The 22,320-nt window shown below is 63.0% G+C and carries 13 protein-coding genes and 3 rRNA genes; 15 read left to right on the top strand and 1 reads right to left on the bottom strand.

Annotated features, from left to right (window positions below; genetic code table 11):
* Nucleotides 1-6: 6 nt before the first annotated feature.
* The 9 genes from argC to HMI59_RS13665 all read left to right on the top strand — a co-directional run bounded on the left by argC (nucleotide 7) and on the right by HMI59_RS13665 (nucleotide 9,484).
* Nucleotides 7-1,050: an N-acetyl-gamma-glutamyl-phosphate reductase gene (gene argC / locus HMI59_RS13705; protein ID WP_166184045.1), complete on the top strand. Its 1,044-nt coding sequence runs from the start codon at nucleotides 7-9 to the stop codon at nucleotides 1,048-1,050.
* Nucleotides 1,047-2,213: a bifunctional glutamate N-acetyltransferase/amino-acid acetyltransferase ArgJ gene (gene argJ / locus HMI59_RS13700; RefSeq protein WP_021474295.1), complete on the top strand. Its 1,167-nt coding sequence runs from the start codon at nucleotides 1,047-1,049 to the stop codon at nucleotides 2,211-2,213. The genes argC and argJ overlap by 4 nt, the downstream gene beginning before the upstream one ends.
* Before the next feature lie 8 nt (nucleotides 2,214-2,221).
* Nucleotides 2,222-3,163: an acetylglutamate kinase gene (gene argB, locus HMI59_RS13695; RefSeq protein WP_166184047.1), complete on the top strand. Its 942-nt coding sequence runs from the start codon at nucleotides 2,222-2,224 to the stop codon at nucleotides 3,161-3,163.
* On the top strand, nucleotides 3,160-4,428 hold the full coding sequence (locus HMI59_RS13690) for an acetylornithine transaminase (protein ID WP_166184048.1): 1,269 nt from the start codon (nucleotides 3,160-3,162) through the stop codon (nucleotides 4,426-4,428). Before argB ends, HMI59_RS13690 begins: the two co-directional genes overlap by 4 nt.
* Nucleotides 4,425-5,435: an ornithine carbamoyltransferase gene (gene argF / locus HMI59_RS13685; RefSeq protein WP_166184050.1), complete on the top strand. Its 1,011-nt coding sequence runs from the start codon at nucleotides 4,425-4,427 to the stop codon at nucleotides 5,433-5,435. The genes HMI59_RS13690 and argF overlap by 4 nt, the downstream gene beginning before the upstream one ends.
* Nucleotides 5,435-5,971 (top strand): arginine repressor, encoded by a 537-nt coding sequence (locus HMI59_RS13680; RefSeq protein WP_021474291.1) that lies wholly within the window; start codon nucleotides 5,435-5,437, stop codon nucleotides 5,969-5,971. Before argF ends, HMI59_RS13680 begins: the two co-directional genes overlap by 1 nt.
* 55 nt (nucleotides 5,972-6,026) lie before the next feature.
* A complete protein-coding gene (locus tag HMI59_RS13675) occupies nucleotides 6,027-7,232 on the top strand; it encodes an argininosuccinate synthase (protein ID WP_021474290.1) in 1,206 nt (401 codons plus the stop codon).
* Entirely contained in the window at nucleotides 7,229-8,644 is a 1,416-nt protein-coding gene (argH, locus tag HMI59_RS13670) for an argininosuccinate lyase (protein WP_193591614.1), read from the top strand. Before HMI59_RS13675 ends, argH begins: the two co-directional genes overlap by 4 nt.
* Nucleotides 8,645-8,740: 96 nt before the next feature.
* Entirely contained in the window at nucleotides 8,741-9,484 is a 744-nt protein-coding gene (locus HMI59_RS13665; protein ID WP_193591613.1) for a maleylpyruvate isomerase family mycothiol-dependent enzyme, read from the top strand.
* A 123-nt stretch (nucleotides 9,485-9,607) separates the two neighbouring features.
* On the opposite strand, the gene HMI59_RS13660 is transcribed toward HMI59_RS13665, so the two are convergent.
* Nucleotides 9,608-11,101, bottom strand: a complete 1,494-nt coding sequence (locus tag HMI59_RS13660) for an AlkA N-terminal domain-containing protein (RefSeq protein ID WP_193591612.1) — start codon at nucleotides 11,099-11,101, stop codon at nucleotides 9,608-9,610.
* Between the two features lie 81 nt (nucleotides 11,102-11,182).
* On the opposite strand from HMI59_RS13660, the gene HMI59_RS13655 reads away from it, so the two are divergent.
* The 6 genes from HMI59_RS13655 (at nucleotide 11,183) to rrf (ending at nucleotide 21,844) form a co-directional block, all read left to right on the top strand.
* On the top strand, nucleotides 11,183-11,842 hold the full coding sequence (locus tag HMI59_RS13655; protein WP_193591611.1) for a DNA-3-methyladenine glycosylase: 660 nt from the start codon (nucleotides 11,183-11,185) through the stop codon (nucleotides 11,840-11,842).
* A gap of 119 nt (nucleotides 11,843-11,961) precedes the next feature.
* Nucleotides 11,962-14,190: an AAA family ATPase gene (locus HMI59_RS13650; protein WP_193591610.1), complete on the top strand. Its 2,229-nt coding sequence runs from the start codon at nucleotides 11,962-11,964 to the stop codon at nucleotides 14,188-14,190.
* Nucleotides 14,191-14,227: 37 nt separating this feature from the next.
* Nucleotides 14,228-15,538, top strand: coding sequence for a tyrosine--tRNA ligase (tyrS, locus tag HMI59_RS13645; protein ID WP_193591609.1), 1,311 nt, complete (start codon nucleotides 14,228-14,230; stop codon nucleotides 15,536-15,538).
* Between the two features lie 791 nt (nucleotides 15,539-16,329).
* Nucleotides 16,330-17,858, top strand: a 16S ribosomal RNA gene (locus tag HMI59_RS13640).
* Nucleotides 17,859-18,413: 555 nt separating this feature from the next.
* A 23S ribosomal RNA gene (locus HMI59_RS13635) occupies nucleotides 18,414-21,575 on the top strand.
* Between the two features lie 152 nt (nucleotides 21,576-21,727).
* Nucleotides 21,728-21,844 (top strand): 5S ribosomal RNA (gene rrf / locus HMI59_RS13630).
* Together the 16S, 23S and 5S rRNA genes form the textbook arrangement of a ribosomal RNA operon.
* Nucleotides 21,845-22,320: the final 476 nt, after the last annotated feature.

Below are 22,320 nucleotides of genomic sequence, written 5' to 3'. Positions count from 1 at the left end.
GGGCTCATGACTATTTCTGTTGCCGTCTCCGGTGCCAGTGGCTATGCCGGGGGAGAAGTGCTGCGCCTGCTGGCCAACCATCCCAACGTCACCATCGGCGCCATTACGGCGCACAGCAACGCCGGTTCCAGACTAGGCGAGTTGCAGCCTCATCTCCATGGGCTCGCCAGCCGGATCCTGGAAGACACCACCGTGGAGAACCTGGCCGGGCATGACGTCGTGTTCCTCGCCCTTCCGCACGGTGCCTCCGCGGAGATTGCCGCGCAACTGCCGGAAGGAACAGTGGTCATCGACGCCGGAGCGGACCACCGTTTGCAGGACGCCGCCGCGTGGGAAAAGTTCTACGGATCCGCCCATGCAGGTACTTGGCCGTACGGCCTGCCCGAACTCCCGGGCCAGCGCGAGGCGCTGAAGGGCGCAACGCGGATCGCCGTTCCCGGCTGCTACCCGACGTCGTCGCTGCTGGCGTTGGCGCCGGGCTTCGCCAGTGGCCTCCTCCAGGCGGACGACGTCGTCATTGTCTCCGCGTCCGGAACCTCCGGTGCCGGCAAGGCAGCGAAGGTGAACCTCATCGGTTCCGAGGTCATGGGCTCCATGAGCCCTTACGGCGTGGGTGGCGGGCACCGCCACACGCCGGAAATCGAACAGGGACTCAGCAACGCCGCAGGCGAACCCGTAACGGTGTCCTTCACGCCCACGCTGGCGCCCATGAGCCGCGGCATTCTGACGACGGCCACCGCGAAAGTGCGGCCGCAGGCAGGACGCAGCGTGACAGCCTCCGAGCTGCGCCAGGCATGGGCCGACGCCTACGACGACGAGCCGTTCGTTCACCTTCTGCCGGAGGGGCAGTGGCCCAGTACCAAGTCCGTACAGGGCTCCAACCACGCCGTCATGCAGTTGGCTTTCGATGCCCACACCGGCCGGGTGATCGTCACCTGCGCCATCGATAACCTCACCAAGGGAACTGCCGGCGGTGCCGTGCAGTCAATGAACATTGCCCTCGGCCTGGATGAAACCGCCGGCCTGAACCTGCAGGGAGTTGCACCGTGACCATTACCGCCCCCAAGGGATTCCGCGCCTCTGGAATCACAGCCGGCATCAAGGCCTCAGGCAATCCAGACCTGGCCCTCGTTGTCAATGACGGCCCGCAGAAAGCAGCGGCCGCAGTCTTCACGTCCAATCGTGTTGCCGCAGCTCCCGTGCATTGGTCGCGCCAGGTTGTCACGGACGGCCGCGTTGACGCCGTCGTCCTGAATTCGGGGGGCGCCAACGCCTGCACGGGTCCGCAGGGTTTCCAGAACACCCACGCCACCGCTGAGAAAGTGGCCGAGGTGCTGGGAGTCTCAGCTTCCGACGTCGTGGTGTGTTCCACCGGCCTGATCGGCGAGCAGCTCCCCATGGACAAGATCCTCCCGGGTGTCGAAGCGGCAGCCAAGGAACTGAGCGAGGACGGCGGCAGTGCCGCGGCCACCGCCATCATGACCACGGACAGCGTCTCCAAGGAAGCTGTCTTCACGGGCAAGGACGCACAGGGCAAGTCCTTCACCGTGGGTGGCATCGCCAAGGGCGCAGGCATGCTCGCCCCGGGCCTCGCCACCATGCTGGTGGTCCTCACCACCGACGCCGAGGTGCCGGCCAACGAACTCGACGTCGTCCTCCGCGACGCCACTCGCGTCACCTTCGACCGTGCTGATTCCGATGGCTGCATGTCCACCAACGACACCGTGGTGTTGCTTGCCTCAGGAGCGTCGGAAGCACTGCCCTCCGCCGAGCAGCTCAGCGAGGCCGTCACCAACGTGTGCGCCGATCTCGCCCGGAAGCTGATTGGGGATGCCGAAGGCGCCAGCCACGACATCGCCATCCGCACTTTCAATGCAGCCAGCGAACGCGACGCTGAAATCGTCAGCCGGGCAGTAGCCCGCTCCAACCTGTTCAAGGCCGCCATTTTCGGGAAGGACCCCAACTGGGGCCGGGTCTTGTCCGCAGTGGGCACCACCGATGCCGTCTTCGAAGCAGACCAGCTGAACGTGTCCATGAACGGCGTCCAGATCTGCCGCAACGGCGCCATTGGTGATGACCGGAACCTCGTGGACCTCGAACCGCGTGAAGTCCGGGTGGACATCGACCTCCAGGCAGGCGACGCCGAGGCCACCATCTGGACCAACGACCTCACGCACGACTACGTGCACGAGAACAGCGCGTACTCGAGCTAAGGATGACAATGACCGCACACACGCGCGACACCACGTCCATGGCCGACGCCCAGGACAAAGCGGGGACCCTCATTGAGGCCCTGCCTTGGATCCAGCGCTTCGCCGGAACCACCATGGTCATCAAATACGGCGGCAACGCCATGGTCAACGACGAACTCCGCCGTGCCTTCGCCGAGGACATCGTGTTCCTCCACCACGTCGGGATCCACCCCGTGGTGGTCCACGGCGGCGGTCCGCAGATCAACTCCATGCTCGGACGCCTCGGCATCGAATCCGAATTCAAAGGGGGCCTCCGGGTCACCACGCCCGAGGCCATGGACGTAGTCCGCATGGTCCTCACAGGCCAAGTGGGACGCGAACTCGTCGGGCTCATCAACTCGCATGGACCCTATGCGGTGGGTATGTCCGGTGAAGACGGCGGCCTGCTCCGTGCCGTCCGGACCGGAACCGTCGTTGACGGCGAAGAAGTGGACCTGGGCCTGGTGGGCGAGGTGGTCGGCGTCGATCCCACGGGGATCAAGGACATCCTCGACGCAGGACGCATCCCCGTGATCTCCACGGTCGCGCCGGAGATCATCGACGACGCCACCGGCTTCCAGACCACGGGGCAGGTCCTCAATGTCAACGCCGATACCGCCGCAGCGGCTGTTGCTTCGGCGCTGGGAGCCTCGAAGCTCGTTATCCTCACAGACGTTGAAGGGCTCTACGCGAACTGGCCGGACAAGTCCTCGCTGATCTCGTCGCTGAGGGCGTCCGAACTCCGGGACATGCTGCCGCGCCTGGAATCGGGAATGATTCCCAAGATGGCCGCCTGCCTGAAGGCAATCGACGAGGGCGTGGAACGCGCCCACATCGTGGACGGGCGGCTCGCCCACTCGATGCTGCTGGAAACCTTCACGACGGCGGGCATCGGCACACAGGTAGTACCGGACCAGGAAGTAAACGCATGAGCAGCAACGAAACACAGTTGGCGGAAGCCGCGGCGTCGACGCTTGTCACCCAGAGTTCAGGCGCCGATTGGCTGGCCCGTTACTCGTCCTCGCTCATGGGCGTCTTCGGCACCCCGCAACGGGTGCTCGTCCGTGGCGCCGGTTGCCTCGTCTGGGACGCGGACGGCAAGGAATACCTTGACCTCCTCGGCGGCATCGCCGTCAACGCCCTCGGCCACGCGCACCCGTTCGTGACGTCCGTGATTTCGAGCCAGCTGTCCACGCTCGGGCACGTTTCCAACTTCTTCACCAGCCCGACGCAGATCGCGCTCGCGGAGAAGCTCCTGGCCATCAGCCACGCACCGGCCGGTTCCAAGGTGTTCTTCGCCAACTCCGGAACCGAAGCCAACGAGGCAGCCTTCAAGCTGGCCCGCCGGAACAGCGGCGACGGCAAACGTACCAAGATCATTGCCCTCGAAGGCGCCTTCCACGGCCGCACCATGGGGGCCCTCGCCCTCACCGCCAAGGAAGCGTACCGGGCACCGTTCGAACCCCTGCCCGGCGGCGTGGTCCACATCCCGTTCGGCGACATAGAGGCCCTGCGTGCCGCCGTCGACGATTCCACCGCCGCAGTGTTCCTGGAACCCATCCAGGGTGAGGCTGGCGTGCGTCCGCTCGGCGCCGACTACCTCCGGGCAGCCCGCGAGGCAACCACCGCAGCCGGCGCACTCCTGATCCTGGACGAAGTCCAGACGGGCATCGGCCGCACCGGCAAATGGCTGGCCAGCGAAGACGCCGGAATTGTTCCGGACGCCATCACGCTCGCCAAGGGCCTGGGCGGCGGCTTCCCGATCGGCGCCCTGGTGACGTTCGGAAGTACGACGTCGGCCCTGCTCACCGCCGGGCAGCACGGCACCACCTTCGGCGGGAACCCGGTGGCAACCGCCGCGGCGCTAGCGACGCTGCACGCCATCGAAAGCCAGGGCGTGCTGCAGAACGTGCAGTCTGTGGGGGAGTACCTGCGAACCGGAATTGCCGCCGTCGACGGCGTTACCGAAGTCCGCGGAGAAGGCCTTCTGATCGGCTTCGACCTGACAGCCGACATTGCCCCCGCAATGGTCACGGCAGCCTTGGACGCCGGGTTCATCATCAACAGCCCCGGCCCGCGGACCATCCGCCTGGCACCACCGCTCATCCTGACCACCGAACAGGCTGACCGGTTCCTTGCCGCCCTCCCTTCCTTGATCGCAACGGCTACCGCCACCACCGCTAAGGACGCACAGTGACTACTCCTTCCACCAGCACCCGGCACTTCCTCAAGGACACGGACCTGACACCGGCTGAACAAGCCGAAGTCCTGGAACTGGCCGTCCGCATGAAAGCCGCCCCCTACAGCGTCCAGCCGTATGCCGCGGAGGGAAGCGGACGCAAGACGGTCGCCGTGATCTTTGACAAGACCTCCACCAGGACGCGTGTTTCCTTCGCAGCCGGCGTGGCGGACATGGGCGGCAACGCGCTCATCATCAATCCGGGCGAAGCACAGATCGGGCACAAGGAGTCCGTCGAGGACACCGCCAAGGTCCTGGAGCGCATGGTGTCCACCATCGTGTGGCGCACCGGCGCCCATGCGGGCCTGGTGGCGATGGCGGAAAACTCCAAGGTGCCCGTCATCAACGCCTTGTGCGACGACTACCACCCCTGCCAGCTCCTGGCCGACCTCCTGACGGTCAAGGAGCACAAGGGGGAGCTGGCCGGACTCACCATGGCGTACCTGGGTGACGCCGCCAACAACATGGCCAACTCCTACCTGCTGGCCGGGGTGACCGCAGGGATGCACGTGCGGATATCCGGCCCCGATGGCTACCTGCCCGCCGCGGAGATTGTGGCTGCGGCAGAGCAGCGGGCCGCAGAGACCGGAGGTTCGGTACTCATCACCACGGACGCCAAAGAGGCCCTCAAGGGAGCTGACGTCGTGGCCACCGACACCTGGGTTTCCATGGGACAGGAAGCGGAGAAGGAAGCCCGCCTGCAACTGTTCCGGGACTACTCCGTGGACGAGGCCGCCATGGCGCAGGCAGCTCCCGACGCCGTCGTCCTGCACTGCCTCCCTGCCTACCGCGGTTACGAGATCTCCGCCGGCGTCATCGACGGACCGCAGTCCATCGTGTGGGACGAAGCGGAGAACCGCCTCCACGCCCAGAAAGCACTCATGGCCTGGTTGATGCACCGCTCCGGGCTCGCGTTTGTCGACGGCCTCGCACCCGTCGAGGGAACCGGCGAGAGCACGTTCTAGTGTCCGTCAACCCGACCGTTCCGGGCGCCAGCCCGGCCACCAAGACTGCCCGGCAGGCGCGCATCACCGCGATCCTGACGGGCGAGTCGGTGCGCTCGCAGGCAGAGCTCGCGGCCCTGCTCGCGGACGACGGCGTCCAGGTCACCCAGGCGACCCTCTCGCGGGACCTCGTGGAACTTGGCGCCGTCCGGGTGCGGGGCAAAGACGGCGCCTTGGTCTACGCCGTTCCCGGCGAAGGGGGAGAGCGGCACGCCAAGAGCGGTGTCACACAGGAAATCCTTGATGCCCGGCTCAGCCGCCTCTGCGGCGAACTGCTTGTGACGGCCGAGGCATCGGGCAACATCGTGGTCCTCCGAACACCGCCGGGTGCGGCGAATTTCCTTGCCCTGGCCATCGACCACTCCGTGATGCCGTCCGTTTTAGGTACGATCGCAGGCGACGACACCGTGATGTTGGTGGCACGCGATCCTGACGGCGGGGCGGAACTGGCGGCCCGTTTCCTGCAATTGGCCGAGGAAGCCGGACCCGGCAACTGAACGATTTTTCTTCAAGCATTAGATACAACCAAGCAACAACCAAAGGAGCACTCTCGTGACTGAGCGCATTGTTCTGGCCTACTCCGGTGGCCTCGATACGTCCGTAGCCATCGGCTGGATCGGTGAAGCTACCGGCGCCGAGGTCATCGCCGTAGCAGTTGACGTTGGACAGGGCGGCGAGTCCCTCGAGACCATCCGCCAGCGCGCCTTGGGCTGCGGCGCCGTCGAGGCCTACGTCGCGGACGCCCGCGACGAGTTCGCCAACGAATACGCGATGCCCACTTTGAAGGCCAACGCCCTCTACCAGGGCCACTACCCGCTGGTGTCCGCTATTTCGCGTCCCGTGATCGTCAAGCACCTCGTGAAGGCTGCCCGCGAATTCGGCGCCACCACCGTCGCCCACGGCTGCACCGGCAAGGGCAACGACCAGGTCCGCTTCGAAGTCGGCATCCAGACCCTCGGCCCGGACCTGAAGTGCATCGCACCTGTCCGCGACCTGGCCTTGACGCGCGACAAGGCCATTGCCTTCGCCGAAGAAAAGGGCCTGCCGATCGAGACCACCAAGAAGAACCCGTACTCGATCGACCAGAACGTCTGGGGACGCGCCGTCGAGACCGGCTACCTCGAGGACATCTGGAACGCTCCCACCAAGGACATCTACGACTACACGGCTACCCCGGAATTCCCGCCGGCACCGGATGAAGTCACCATCTCCTTCCAGGCCGGCATCCCGGTCGCGATCGACGGCGTGAAGGTCACCCCGCTGCAGGCCATCCAGGAACTCAACCGCCGTGCCGGCGCCCAGGGTGTTGGCCGCATTGACGTCGTCGAGGACCGCCTCGTCGGCATCAAGTCCCGCGAGATCTACGAAGCTCCCGGTGCCATGGCGCTCATCACCGCGCACAAGCACCTCGAAGATGTGACGATCGAGCGCGAACAGGCCCGTTTCAAGGCAACGGTGGGCCAGCGCTGGTCCGAGCTGGTCTACGACGGCCAGTGGTTCTCCCCGCTGAAGCGCTCCCTGGACGCGTTCATCGAGGACACCCAGAAGTACGTCTCCGGTGACATCCGCATGGTCCTCCACGGCGGCCAGGCAATCGTCAACGGGCGTCGCTCGGATACCTCGCTGTACGATTTCGACCTTGCCACCTACGACACCGGCGACACCTTCGACCAGTCCATGGCCCGCGGCTTCATCGAGCTGTGGGGCATGTCCTCCAAGGTTGCCTCGGGTCGCGATCTGCGGGTTGCCGGCGAATGACGTCAGCAACAAACGAAGGTGCACTGTGGGGCGGCCGGTTCGCCGGCGGCCCGGCAGACGCCCTGGCCGCACTGAGCAAGTCCACGCACTTTGACTGGCGGCTGGCCCGCTACGACATCGCCGGGTCCAAGGCGCACGCCCGCGTGCTGCACAAGGCCGGACTCCTGGACGACGCAGAGCTCGAAGGCATGCTCGCTGCCCTCACGCAGCTGGACGAGGACGTCGCCAGTGGCGCTTACCTCCCGGCCGAGAGCGACGAGGATGTCCACGGTTCCCTGGAGCGCGGCCTGATCGAGCGGGCAGGTGCCCGGCTGGGCGGAAAACTGCGCGCCGGCCGGTCCCGCAACGATCAAGTGGCAACGCTGGGGCGCATGTTCCTGCGTGACCACGCCCGGATCATTGCCCGGGGCGTCCTCGCCACGATCGATGCCCTGGTGGAGCAGGCAAAGGCACACCCCGGTGTAGCCATGCCTGGCCGTACGCACCTGCAGCACGCCCAGCCGGTCCTGCTGAGCCACCACCTCCTGGCCCACGCCTGGGCGCTGCTGCGCGATGTCCAGCGGCTCCAGGACTGGGACAAGCGCGCGGGTGTGTCACCCTACGGCTCCGGAGCCCTGGCAGGGTCCTCACTGGGACTGGACCCCGAAGCGGTTGCTGCGGACCTGGGTTTCTACTCGGCCGTGCACAACTCGATCGACGGCACAGCGTCCCGCGACGTCTTCGCCGAGTTCGCCTGGGTTTGCTCGATGATCGGCGTGGACCTGTCCCGGATTTCCGAGGAAGTCATCTTCTGGGCCACCAAGGAGTTCTCCTTCGTGACCCTGCATGACTCGTACTCCACGGGGTCCTCCATCATGCCGCAGAAGAAGAATCCGGACGTTGCCGAGCTCGCGCGCGGCAAGGCGGGGCGCCTTATCGGAAACCTCACCGGCCTGCTGGCCACGCTCAAGGGCCTGCCACTCGCGTACAACCGCGACCTGCAGGAAGACAAGGAACCGGTCTTCGACGCCGCCGACACCCTGGAGCTCCTGCTTCCGGCCGTGTCCGGCATGATCGCCACGTTGAAGTTCAACACTGAGCGCATGGAGTCCCTGGCTCCGCAGGGCTTCGCCCTGGCCACGGACATCGCAGAATGGCTGGTCCGCCAGGGCGTGCCGTTCCGTGAAGCGCACGAGCTCTCCGGGGCGGCAGTGAAGCAGGCTGAAAGCCGCAACGTGGAGCTCTGGGACCTGAGCGATGATGAGTACGCCGCGATCTCGGAGCACCTGACTCCCGAGGTCCGCAGCGTCCTCAGCACCGAAGGTTCGCTCAACAGCCGTAACTCGCAGGGCGGAACCGCGCCGGCCGCCGTCGAACGCCAACTCAAGGCTCTCGAAGCGGAACTGGACGCAGCACGCTCCTACGCGTCATAGCCTGCTTGACCCGTGGCGGGACGGTGCCTTCCGGCACCGTCCCGCCCTTGCTTTAGCTGTCCCGCTCTTGATTCAGGGGTGCGTTAGCATGGCGCTATGACCCCGATCACAGCTGAGACGCTGCCCGCAGAGCTTCACAAAGCCGCCGGCACCGTCACCCGTCTTCTCTCCACCATGGACGAATCGTCCGTCACCGGGCCATCTGAACTCCCCGGCTGGACACGCGGACACGTACTGGCCCACATCGTTGGAATCTGCAATGCCATGGCCCGGCAACTGGAATACGCGCAGCGGGGCGAAAAGATCGAACTGTATGACGGCGGCATGGAAGGCCGCACGAAGGCGATCGAACTTGCTGCCGGACACAGCCTCGCCGACCACACCGCTTCAGTGACCACCGCCGTCAACGCCGCAGTTGCGGCCTTCGACAGCTTGGAACCGAACGGCTGGCAGGCGCCCATCAGCTACCGCGACGGAACGGTGTTCGACGGCGGCCTGGCGCTTTGGCGCGAACTCACCATCCATGCCTCGGACCTGGGCATGGGCTACGGGCCGGAGACGTGGAGCCGTCCCTTCTGCGAGCACTTGTTCAGCTTCCTTGAACCCCGTGTCCCGGCCGACTACAAGTTCGTCCTGCAGCCCACGGGGCTGGCCCCGCTGACCCTTGGCCATGGCGGTACCTCCATTGCCATCACCGGGATGCTCACGGACATCGCGGCCTGGCTCGCCGGACGGGAACCGAGCCTTGGCAGCCTTCGCGCCACCGCAGCCGCCGACGGCGTGGACCTCCCGGACCTGCTGCCCTGGCCCGCAGGTGTCCCCACCCAGCCGGCCCGCTAACCCCCCCGTTCCTCTATCACTTCCCGTCGGGTTTCGGGCAACCCTCTACCACTTCCCGCAGAAAGGCTCGACGGCGCACGTGGCCGCCGTCGTCGGGCGCGTGGAAGTGCGACGTTTGGCATGTCAGGGCTTGACCGCCGCGCGCCACAGGTGCATCACTGCATAAGAACGCCACGGACTCACTTCACGGAAATCGGCGCTCAGCCCTGACCCGTCAGCCACAACTTTCAGCCCGTTGCGCACAGCGGCATCGTTGCCAAGGAAAACGTCGGGCGCGCCAAGCACCCGCATGGCCACGTAGCCCACGGTCCACGGCCCGATCCCGGGAAGCGGAAGCAGTTTCCGGGCCAGGGCTGCTTCGTCGTCGCCGTAACCGAAGTCAACACTGCCGTCGGCCATGGCGGTAGCCGTTGAAATCAACGCGTCAATTCTTCGCTGCGGCCCCCGGAGCAGCGCCCGCCCGCCTTCGGCGATCTGGGCCGCCGTCGGGAAAAGTCGATCGGGTCCGGCTGTGCCCCTGCCGACGGGAGTCCCAAGAACGGATAGTTGCGTTAGCGCGGTCCGGGCGGCCGCCACCGTGATCTGTTGGCCGATCATGGCGCGGATGAGTAGCTCCGCGGGATCAACAGCCCCGGGCAACCGGATACCCGGCAGCGCCACTACGCTCCCGCGCAGCCGCGGATCGACGCTCAGTGCCTCATCAATGGCCAGGGGGTCGGCGTCGAGATCGAACAGGCGCCGCACCCGGCTCAGGAGTGCCGGAAGGTCATGAAGATCCGCCAACGTGGCCCGGAGTTGCAGCCGCGAACCGCCGGAGCCCCGGTCGACCGCACCCGCTGGGCCAAACGACACCGTAAAAGATGCCTGGCCGCGGGGGAGCTGAAGCGAACGGGAGTAGCTCCTGCGCCCCTCCTCCACGGTGGCTGCCTCGATGCCGGGGATCGCCCTTGCCGCAAGGAAATCGAAGATCCCGGCGTCGAAGGGTTCCCGGTAGGGGAGATTCAGTGTCAGCGACGCCGGCGCCGGGGCCGGGCCGGCGGACCCCCGGCGCGCCGGGGACTTTGCGGCAGAGCCGCGTAACGCCGTCGGGGTCATGGCGAAGACTTCGCCGATGGTGTCGTTGAACTGCCGGATGCTGTTGAATCCCGAGGCAAAGGCCACATCGGAGAACAGCATGTCCGTGGATACCAGCAGCGTCCTGGCAGTTTGTGCGCGGCTTGCCCGGGCGAGCGACAGGGGGCCGGCGCCGAGTTCGTGGCTCAGGATCCTGTTGAGTTGGCGCGTCGAGTAACCGAGCCTGCGGGAGAGGCCGTCAACGCCTTCGCGGTTGATCACGCCGTCGTTGATCAGGCGCATTGCCCTGCCCGCAACGTCGGACCGGACGTTCCATGCAGGGGTCCCGGGCACGGCCTCGGGCAGGCATCGCTTGCACGCCCGGTAGCCGGCCTCGTGGGCAGCGGCCGAGGTCTCGTAGAACGTGACGTTCCCGGGCTTGGGTGTCCGTGCGGGGCACGAGGGCCTGCAGTAGATCCCGGTGGAACGCACAGCGGTGTAGAACTGGCCATCGAACCGGGGGTCGCGGGTGTCGATCGCCCGGTAGCGCTGCCAGAAGTCCATGGACCTATCCTCCCAGCCCGGCACCATCGCTGCTAGCGGAAATCGGACGCGGGCTCCGAGGCGGCTTGCTATGGTCGGTCTATGACAGCCAGCCCCGCCAGCGACCCCCGTGCTGTCCGTGATTTCCTCAGCGGAGACCCGCGGACCATCGCCCCGCTTTTTCTTGGGGCGGTCCTGACGCACGAGTCGGAGGCAGGCCCGGTGTCAGTGCGGTTGACAGAGGTGGAGGCTTACCTGGGCCCCCGGGATTCCGCCCATCCGGACCCGGGGTCGCACACCTACGGCGGACGCACGGCCAGGAACGCGCCAATGTTTGGTCCGGCAGGGTTCCTCTACGTCTATTTCACCTACGGGATGCACTATTGCGCCAACATCGTGTGCGGACCGGATGGCTCGCCCTCGGCGCTCCTTCTGCGGGCGGGCGAGATCGTGGCCGGCCAAGAGCTCGCTGCCGCGCGCCGGCCTGCGTCCAAGGCACACAAGGATTTGGCCAGCGGACCGGCCCGTCTCGCGTCTGCATTGGGGCTTACGACGGCGGACACCGGGCGGGATGCGCTCGCCGCACCTTTCAGTGTGCGGTTGCCTGAGTTCGCGGCCTCTGCAGTGGCCAGTGGTCCACGCGTCGGCGTTGCCGGACCCGGAGGAACCACGGAGTATCCGTGGCGGTTCTGGATCGAGGATGACCCCACCGTTTCCCGGTACAAGGCGGCACGGCCCAAAAGCCCCCGCAAACCGGCATGATGCCTACCCCCGGGTGGTCCCGCGCCCGGCGTTTCCGATATGTGGCATGCGCCCGACGTATTTAACAAAATCGCTGTAGAATGGACGGTCTGTCTTTTTCGATAGGGGTTACGGTTTCGATGCACGACGCTGATTTGGTTCACGAGCAGGAATACGTTGCCGGGTTGTATGCCCGGCTCGATGAGCTGCGCGAAGAGAAGCGCGCCCAGCTGGCGCAGGTTCGCAAAGCCGGTGCCGTGGGAACCATGCAAAACGTTTCTGAACGGGACGCCTTCGCAGCACTGTACGAGGACCGCCTGGCCCAGCTCGACGCCGTCGACGATCGTTTGGTCTTTGGCCGCCTCGATTTGGACAACGGTGAAGCCCAGTACATCGGCCGCATCGGTTTGTCCACGGCCGACCTCCAGCGGCTCATGGTCGACTGGCGCGCCCCTGAAGCCGGGCATTTCTACCAGGCAACAGCGTTCGATCGCCAGGGTGTGCGCCGCCGTCGCCACCTCATCCTGCAGGGGCGTGAGGTAAAAGCGATCGAGGACGACGTCCTGGATGCTGACATGCTTGCCGATGACGACTCCCTGCAGGGCGAAGGTGCCCTGCTGGCTGCACTGAACTCGAAGCGTACCGGGCGCATGTCCGACATCGTCGGCACCATCCAGTCCGAGCAGGACAGGATCATCCGCTCCTCCATTTCCGGTGCTTTGGTGGTGCAAGGCGGGCCGGGTACCGGCAAGACCGCAGTCGCCCTGCACCGTGCCGCATACCTGCTGTACACCCACCGGGACAGGCTCAAGAGTGCCGGTGTCCTGTTGGTGGGCCCGTCCTCATCCTTTATGCACTACATCGAACGCGTGCTGCCATCGCTCGGCGAAACCGGCGTTGTGATGGCCAGCCTGGGCCGTCTCATGCCCGGCATCAACGCGGTGCCGGAGCAGGACGCCGACGTCGCTGCGCTCAAGGGCAAGCTGGACATGGCCGCAGTGGTGGCCAACGCCGTCGCCAACAGGCAGCGGACCCCCGGCAAGGACCGGATCCTGGAAGTCGATTCCCGCAAGCTCACACTCACTGAGCGCCAGGTACGCCGGGCGCGGGACAAAGCCCGCGCTACCGGCAAGCCCCACAACGAGGCGCGGCTGACGTTCATCAAGATCCTCCTGCGCGAACTCACTGAGCAGCTCACCGAACAGGTGGAAGCCGACAACATCGGCAACAATGCGGACCGCGCCTACCTCGCCGAAGATGTCCGGACCGCCCGCGATGTGCGCATCATGCTCAATCTGTGCTGGATGCCCATGACGCCTGAAAAGCTCATCTCCGAACTTTTCAGCAAGCCCGCCATCCTGGAGGCCTGCACGCCGCACCTGACCCCGGAACAGCGTGCCCTGCTCCAGCGACCGGCAGATGCGCCGTGGACCGAAGCGGACGTTCCGTTGCTCGATGAAGCAGCCGAGCTGCTGGGCGAACTGGATCCGGCCGCCGGCAGGGGACTGGCGCAACAAGAAGCAGACCGCGCCCGCGATCTTGCCAACGCCAAGCAGACCCTCGCCAACATGGAGGCCATGGGCGTCGACGTCCTCATGACCGCCGAGGAACTGGCTGAACAAAACCAGGAACGCGAGAACCGCCTGACGGCCGCCGAACGGGCCACCAGCGACCGGTCGTGGGCCTTCGGGCACATCGTGGTTGACGAAGCACAGGAATTGTCGCCCATGCAGTGGCGCCTCCTTGTCCGACGCTGCCCGCTGAAGTCCTTCACCATCGTCGGCGACATCGCCCAAACGAGTGCCGCGGCAGGTGCCAATTCCTGGCAAAGTGCCTTGGCGCCGTCGTTCGGTGACCGCTGGACGTTGGAAGAACTGACGGTCAACTACCGCACGCCGTCCCAGATCGCCGAGGCCGCCGTCCGCATGGCGAACCGCGCGGGCCTGGTTGTCTCCGCGCCGAAGGCCGTCCGCGAAGGCAAATGGTCACCCATCGTTGACCGTGTCGACGAGGATGGCATCGTTCAGCGGTTGGTGGAAGTCCTGCCGGAGGAAATCGACGCGATCGACGGCGGCCTGCTCGCCGTTATTGCCGATGGTCCCTTGCTGCCGGCAGCCGCCGCGGCACTGCGGGAAGCCTACGGCAAGCGCATCGGGACAGGTGCCGGCAGCTACGAGCAGGACATCGTCGTGATCAGTCCCAAGGAGGCCAAGGGCCTGGAATTCGACGGCGTCGTGGTGCTGGAACCGGCCGCGATGCTCAATCACGAGCACGGCAAAGTGGGGGACCTTTACGTCGCCATGACCCGGCCGACGCAGCGCCTTCGCCTCATCACGGCCGCACCCCTGCCCGCCGGCATTGAACGGTAGGCAATCCGGGGTGGTCAATCCTGCTAACTTAGATCTCGTGTCACACGTAAACAACATCGAGTCCCAACACAACGATCCCGCCTTTGCCAACATCTGGCAGGAGCTCAAATGGCGCGGCCTGGTGCACGTTTCCACCGATGAAACGGAACTGGAAAAGCTGCTCGCCGGGGACCCGATCACGTATTACTGTGGCTTCGACCCCACCGCACCGTCGCTTCATCTGGGCAACCTCGTGCAGCTGCTTTTGATGCGTCGCTTGCAGCTGGCAGGCCACAAGCCGCTGGGCTTGGTCGGCGGTTCGACCGGCCTGATCGGGGACCCGCGTCCGACGGCGGAACGCACCTTGAACACCAAGGACACCGTTGCGGAATGGGTCGGCAGGCTCCAGGGGCAGGTACGCCGCTTCCTGAGTTTCGACGGCGACAACGCCGCCCGCATGGTCAACAACCTGGACTGGACTGCGCCGCTGAGTGCCATCGATTTCCTGCGGGAAATCGGCAAGCACTACCGCGTGGGAACCATGTTGCGGAAGGATGCCGTAGCGTCCCGCCTGAACTCTGATGAGGGCATCAGCTACACGGAGTTCAGCTACCAGATCCTCCAGGGCATGGACTACCTTGAGCTCTTCCGCGAGTACGGTTGTGCGCTGCAAACCGGCGGCTCGGACCAGTGGGGGAACCTGACCAGCGGCACCGAACTGATCCGCAAGGTGGAGGGCAAGAGCGTCCACGCCCTGGGCACGCCGCTCATTACCAACTCCGACGGCACCAAGTTCGGCAAGTCCGAGGGCAACGCCGTGTGGCTGGATGCGGAGATGTGCAGCCCGTACACCTTCTACCAGTTCTGGTTGAACACTGCTGATGCCGACGTCGTTGATCGCCTCAAGGTGTTCACGTTCCTGACCCGTGCGGAGATCGAAGAGCTGCAGCAGTCCGTGGCAGAACGGCCTTTCGCCCGCGAAGGCCAGAAGAAGCTTGCGTACGAGGTGACGTCCCTGGTCCATGGCGTGGAAGCGACCGAGAAGGTCATTGCTGCCTCGGCTGCGCTGTTCGGCAATGGCGATCTCTCCGTGCTCGACGAGCCGACCCTTGCTGCCGCAACGGCGGAACTTCCGTCGGCAACCGTCGGTGCCGATGGCTTGGGAATCATCGACCTCCTGGTTGCATCCGGTTTGTCCGACAGCAAGTCAGCAGCCCGCCGGACCGTAGGGGAGGGAGGTGCCTACGTGAACAACGCCAAAGTCTCGGACCCCGACGCCGTGGTGGCACAGGAGCAGCTCCTTCACGGCCGGTACCTGTTGCTTCGGCGTGGCAAGAAGAACCTTGCCACCGTGGAAGTCTCGGCCTAAGCACCCGTCCCGCGTCATCCCGAAGGCCGGCAACCCCAGTGGTTGCCGGCCTTCGGCATACCCCTCCCGTTCCTCTATCACCTCCCACCCCCTTTCCGGCGTTGCTCTATCACGTCCCGTCGGTCTTGCAGAGTTGCTCTATCACCTCCCGTCGGTCTTGCGGAGTTGCTCTATCACCTCCCGTCGGTCTTCCAGAGTTGCTCTGCCACCGGGATTCCAAGGGCCGGAAGGGGTAGGTGATGGGGCTCACGGAAGCGCAGTTTTGATGACTGGGATTGTTTTCGCGCCGTTCCCCCTGTGTTTCAGGGCATTTGGGCGGGTTCCAGGCCGATTTGTAAGTCGGGGTAGAGGCGTGTAATGTCTTCTGAGTCGCCGCGAGTGAGACAGCCTGAGGCTGGAAGCCGCGGAGGCCAAACCCCTTGATAACAGCCTGAAAATGGTTCGCTTTTATGAGCGACTTTTGCCGGGCGGGGCCGAAACCCCGGTCTGAATCGCGGAAACGCTGATTTGCCAAGACCGAGCTGGTTCGGGTAAGTTTGAAAAGTTGCTCCGGAGCGATCTGCTGGCCTTTGTGGTTGGTGGTGGTACTGCTTTGGATTAGTGACCTGTTGTTTGAGAACTCAATAGTGTGCCAAGTTTGTTGATACCGATTGTTTTTTGATTGGTTGAATTTTTTGCCGGGCCATTGCGCACCCCCGTGTGTGGTGGTTTGGTTTTCAGCTGGTTTCAGATTTGCAGCTGCTTCTTGCCGTGATTTCCGGTGGGGGTGGTTGTGTTTCGTTTTTTGTTTTTGAACGGAGAGTTTGATCCTGGCTCAGGATGAACGCTGGCGGCGTGCTTAACACATGCAAGTCGAACGATGATCCGGTGCTTGCGCCGGGGATTAGTGGCGAACGGGTGAGTAACACGTGAGTAACCTGCCCTTGACTCTGGGATAAGCCTGGGAAACTGGGTCTAATACCGGATATGACTCCTCATCGCATGGTGGGGGGTGGAAAGCTTTTTGTGGTTTTGGATGGACTCGCGGCCTATCAGCTTGTTGGTGGGGTAATGGCCTACCAAGGCGACGACGGGTAGCCGGCCTGAGAGGGTGACCGGCCACACTGGGACTGAGACACGGCCCAGACTCCTACGGGAGGCAGCAGTGGGGAATATTGCACAATGGGCGAAAGCCTGATGCAGCGACGCCGCGTGAGGGATGACGGCCTTCGGGTTGTAAACCTCTTTCAGTAGGGAAGAAGCCCTCTTTGGGGGTGACGGTACTTGCAGAAGAAGCGCCGGCTAACTACGTGCCAGCAGCCGCGGTAATACGTAGGGCGCAAGCGTTATCCGGAATTATTGGGCGTAAAGAGCTCGTAGGCGGTTTGTCGCGTCTGCTGTGAAAGACCGGGGCTCAACTCCGGTTCTGCAGTGGGTACGGGCAGACTAGAGTGCAGTAGGGGAGACTGGAATTCCTGGTGTAGCGGTGAAATGCGCAGATATCAGGAGGAACACCGATGGCGAAGGCAGGTCTCTGGGCTGTAACTGACGCTGAGGAGCGAAAGCATGGGGAGCGAACAGGATTAGATACCCTGGTAGTCCATGCCGTAAACGTTGGGCACTAGGTGTGGGGGACATTCCACGTTTTCCGCGCCGTAGCTAACGCATTAAGTGCCCCGCCTGGGGAGTACGGCCGCAAGGCTAAAACTCAAAGGAATTGACGGGGGCCCGCACAAGCGGCGGAGCATGCGGATTAATTCGATGCAACGCGAAGAACCTTACCAAGGCTTGACATGGACCGGAAAGACCTGGAAACAGGTGCCCCGCTTGCGGCCGGTTTACAGGTGGTGCATGGTTGTCGTCAGCTCGTGTCGTGAGATGTTGGGTTAAGTCCCGCAACGAGCGCAACCCTCGTTCTATGTTGCCAGCGGTTCGGCCGGGGACTCATAGGAGACTGCCGGGGTCAACTCGGAGGAAGGTGGGGACGACGTCAAATCATCATGCCCCTTATGTCTTGGGCTTCACGCATGCTACAATGGCCGGTACAAAGGGTTGCGATACTGTGAGGTGGAGCTAATCCCAAAAAGCCGGTCTCAGTTCGGATTGGGGTCTGCAACTCGACCCCATGAAGTCGGAGTCGCTAGTAATCGCAGATCAGCAACGCTGCGGTGAATACGTTCCCGGGCCTTGTACACACCGCCCGTCAAGTCACGAAAGTTGGTAACACCCGAAGCCGGTGGCCTAACCCTTGTGGGGGGAGCCGTCGAAGGTGGGACCGGCGATTGGGACTAAGTCGTAACAAGGTAGCCGTACCGGAAGGTGCGGCTGGATCACCTCCTTTCTAAGGAGCTGCTAACGGCGTCCGGGTCTGCCTGCATGGGCGGGTTCCGGGGTTGTCAGTGTTGCCCATTGCGCAGGCGTCTGTTCTGCGGTGGGTGCTCATGGGTGGAATATCAGCAAATCAAGTTTTTGGCATGGCCTGTTGGTGGTGGTGTCCTGGCGTGAGTACGGCAGCCCCTTTTCGCACTTTTGTGTGGGGGGGTGTTGGGAAAGCGGTCCGGGGTGTTCGTTGCCGGGTTGTGTTTGGCGCACTGTTGGGTCCTGAGGCAACAGGGCCTTTTTGCAGCAATGCAGGGAATCCTGGTGTTTCTTGTTGTTCCTGCGGCCGGCACCCCCCTCGTGTTTGTGTGGGGTGGGTGTGGTTGACGGGGTTGTTGTTTGAGAACTACATAGTGGACGCGAGCATCTGGACACATGGTCCTGCACTCTTTTTGGGGGTGTGGGTTGTGTGTTCTAGCAATTTCTTTGATGAATGAACCTGGCCCTTTTGTGGTCGTGGTTCTCTCGAATTGATTGAGTGCATCAGCCGCGGCCCGTTGGGGTTGTGGTTTTGTGTGGTCAAGTTTTTAAGGGCGCACGGTGGATGCCTTGGCATTAGGAGCCGAAGAAGGACGTAGGAATCTGCGATAAGCCTGGGGGAGTTGATAACCGAGCGGTGATCCCAGGATGTCCGAATGGGGAAACCCCGCACAACGCTGTGAGGTGATTGTGTGACCCGTGCCTGAATTCATAGGGTGCGTGGGGGGAACGCGGGGAAGTGAAACATCTCAGTACCCGCAGGAAGAGAAAACAAGAGTGATTCCGTTAGTAGTGGCGAGCGAACGCGGATGAGGCTAAACCGTTCCATGTGTGATAGCCGGCGGGCGTTGCGTGGGCGGGGTTGTGGGACTTTCCGTGCTGGTTCTGCCGGACCGGTGGGGTGTGGGTGTGCGTATAGGTGAACGGTCTTGAAAGGCCGGCCAGAGAGGGTGTGAGTCCCGTAACCGTAATGTGTGGCACCGCCTTTGGAGAGGATCCCAAGTAGCACGGGGCCCGAGAAATCCCGTGTGAATCTGTCAGGACCACCTGATAAGCCTAAATACTTCCTAATGACCGATAGCGGACCAGTACCGTGAGGGAAAGGTGAAAAGTACCCCGGGAGGGGAGTGAAACAGTACCTGAAACCGTGTGCTTACAATCCGTCAGAGCATCTGCAGCCCTTCGGGGTTGTATGGGTGTGATGGCGTGCCTTTTGAAGAATGAGCCTGCGAGTTAGTGTTACGTCGCGAGGTTAACCCGTGTGGGGAAGCCGTAGCGAAAGCGAGTCTGAACAGGGCGTGTTCAGTGGCGTGATCTAGACCCGAAGCGGAGTGATCTACCCATGGCCAGGTTGAAGCGACGGTAAGACGTCGTGGAGGACCGAACCCACTTCAGTTGAAAATGGAGGGGATGAGCTGTGGGTAGGGGTGAAAGGCCAATCAAACTCCGTGATAGCTGGTTCTCCCCGAAATGCATTTAGGTGCAGCGTTGCGTGTTTCTTGCCGGAGGTAGAGCTACTGGATGGCCGATGGGCCCTACAAGGTTACTGACGTCAGCCAAACTCCGAATGCCGGTAAGTCAGAGCGCAGCAGTGAGACTGTGGGGGATAAGCTTCATAGTCGAGAGGGAAACAGCCCAGACCACCAACTAAGGCCCCTAAGCGTGTGCTAAGTGGGAAAGGATGTGGAGTTGCTTAGACAACCAGGAGGTTGGCTTAGAAGCAGCCATCCTTGAAAGAGTGCGTAATAGCTCACTGGTCAAGTGATTCCGCGCCGACAATGTAGCGGGGCTCAAGTACACCGCCGAAGTTGTGGCATTCACGCATTACCCTAGCCTTCGTGGTTCAGGGGTGTGGATGGGTAGGGGAGCGTCGTGTGGGCGGTGAAGTCGCGGTGTAAACCAGCGGTGGAGCCTACACGAGTGAGAATGCAGGCATGAGTAGCGAAAGACGGGTGAGAAACCCGTCCGCCGAATGATCAAGGGTTCCAGGGTCAAGCTAATCTGCCCTGGGTAAGTCGGGACCTAAGGCGAGGCCGACAGGCGTAGTCGATGGACAACGGGTTGATATTCCCGTACCGGCGAAAAACCGCCCATGTTGAACGGGGGATACTAACCACCGCCGGTCTTTCTTGTTGCGCCACTTGTGGTGTGATGGTTGGGCTGGTGCTGGGACCTGATCCCGGGAGGCAAGCGTATTAACAGGTGTGACGCAGGAAGGTAGCCGGGCCGGGCGATGGTAGCCCCGGTCCAAGGATGTAGGGTCAGGGATAGGCAAATCCGTTCCTGTGTGTTTCGAGCACGATCCTGAGATCTGATGGGACCCCCGCATGGGGGGATCCGGTGATCCTATGCTGCCTAGAAAAGCATCGACGCGAGGTTTTAGCCGCCCGTACCCCAAACCGACACAGGTGATCAGGTAGAGAATACCAAGGCGATCGAGAGAATTATGGTTAAGGAACTCGGCAAAATGCCCCCGTAACTTCGGGAGAAGGGGGGCCTGCCCCGTGAAACGACCTTGCGTTGTGGAGCGGGTGTGGGCCGCAGAGACCAGGGGGAAGCGACTGTTTACTAAAAACACAGGTCCGTGCGAAGTCGCAAGACGATGTATACGGACTGACTCCTGCCCGGTGCTGGAAGGTTAAGAGGACCGGTTAGCCCCTTTGCGGGCGAAGCTGGGAATTTAAGCCCCAGTAAACGGCGGTGGTAACTATAACCATCCTAAGGTAGCGAAATTCCTTGTCGGGTAAGTTCCGACCTGCACGAATGGAGTAACGACTTCCCCGCTGTCTCAACCATAAACTCGGCGAAATTGCAGTACGAGTAAAGATGCTCGTTACGCGCAGCAGGACGGAAAGACCCCGAGACCTTTACTATAGTTTGGTATTGGTGTTCGGAGTGGCTTGTGTAGGATAGGTGGGAGACGTTGAAACCCGGACGCCAGTTCGGGTGGAGTCATCGTTGAAATACCACTCTGGTCACTTTGGACATCTAACTTCGGCCCGTGATCCGGGTCAGGGACAGTGCCTGATGGGTAGTTTAACTGGGGCGGTTGCCTCCTAAAAAGTAACGGAGGCGCCCAAAGGTTCCCTCAGCCTGGTTGGCAATCAGGTGTCGAGTGTAAGTGCACAAGGGAGCTTGACTGTGAGAGAGACATCTCAAGCAGGGACGAAAGTCGGGACTAGTGATCCGGCGGTACATTGTGGAATGGCCGTCGCTCAACGGATAAAAGGTACCTCGGGGATAACAGGCTGATCTTGCCCAAGAGTCCATATCGACGGCATGGTTTGGCACCTCGATGTCGGCTCGTCGCATCCTGGGGCTGGAGTAGGTCCCAAGGGTTGGGCTGTTCGCCCATTAAAGCGGTACGCGAGCTGGGTTTAGAACGTCGTGAGACAGTTCGGTCCCTATCCGCTGCGCGCGCAGGAAATTTGAGAAGGGCTGTCCTTAGTACGAGAGGACCGGGACGGACGAACCTCTGGTGTGTCAGTTGTACTGCCAAGTGCACCGCTGATTAGCTACGTTCGGATGGGATAACCGCTGAAAGCATCTAAGCGGGAAGCTCGCTTCAAGATGAGATTTCCAAACACATTATGTGTGAGAGGCCCCCAGCCAGACCACTGGGTTGATAGGCCGGATGTGGAAGCGAGGACTAAAGACTCGTGAAGCTGACCGGTACTAATAGGCCAACAACTTACACCACACACAACACACTGCACGCGTCCACTATGTGGTTCCCAACCAACAACCCGGGAACACCAACACAACAACACAACAACACAACTAAACAAGCACCACAGTTGTAACCACACACACTTCCCACCCCCACCACAGGCGGGGGACGGGTAACAAGGTTACGGCGGTCATAGCGTGGGGGAAACGCCCGGTCCCATTCCGAACCCGGAAGCTAAGACCCACAGCGCCGATGGTACTGCACCCGGGAGGGTGTGGGAGAGTAGGACACCGCCGGACATAAATTACACAGTGAGCCCCGACCACGACGGTCGGGGCTCACTGCATTTAAAACCCATTCGACACCTGGCCATACAAGCCGCTGACGCGGCTGTGAGTCTTACCACGAGTGGGGTTCGGGCCGGGCTCCGGGTTCGGTCGCTGCGACGCGGTCGCCTAGAATTGCATAAGACATACGGGCCGGGCTTTAAAGGTGCTGGCCGCGTGATAACGAAATACGGGTTATGAGCGACTACGCACGCGCCACTGGTCGGCTCGCAACAGGAGGAATCCATAATGGCTGAGCACAACGGCGGCAATCGCGGCGGTAATCGCGGAAACTTTGGCGGAGACCGCAGTGACCGCGGGTCGTTCCGCGCCAACAACAACTCCGGCGGTGACCCGCGGGGCTTCCGTTCCCGCGAGAACCGGGACGGCAATAACAACGGCCGCCCCTATGGTGATCGTAAGCCTTCCGGCGACCGTCCTGCCCGTGA

This window comes from Paenarthrobacter sp. YJN-5 (assembly GCF_015040095.1).
GTDB classification, from domain to species: domain Bacteria; phylum Actinomycetota; class Actinomycetes; order Actinomycetales; family Micrococcaceae; genus Arthrobacter; species Arthrobacter ureafaciens.
The sequence above is the reverse complement of the archived record's forward strand: the minus strand, read 5'-3'. Positions and strand labels throughout refer to the sequence as shown.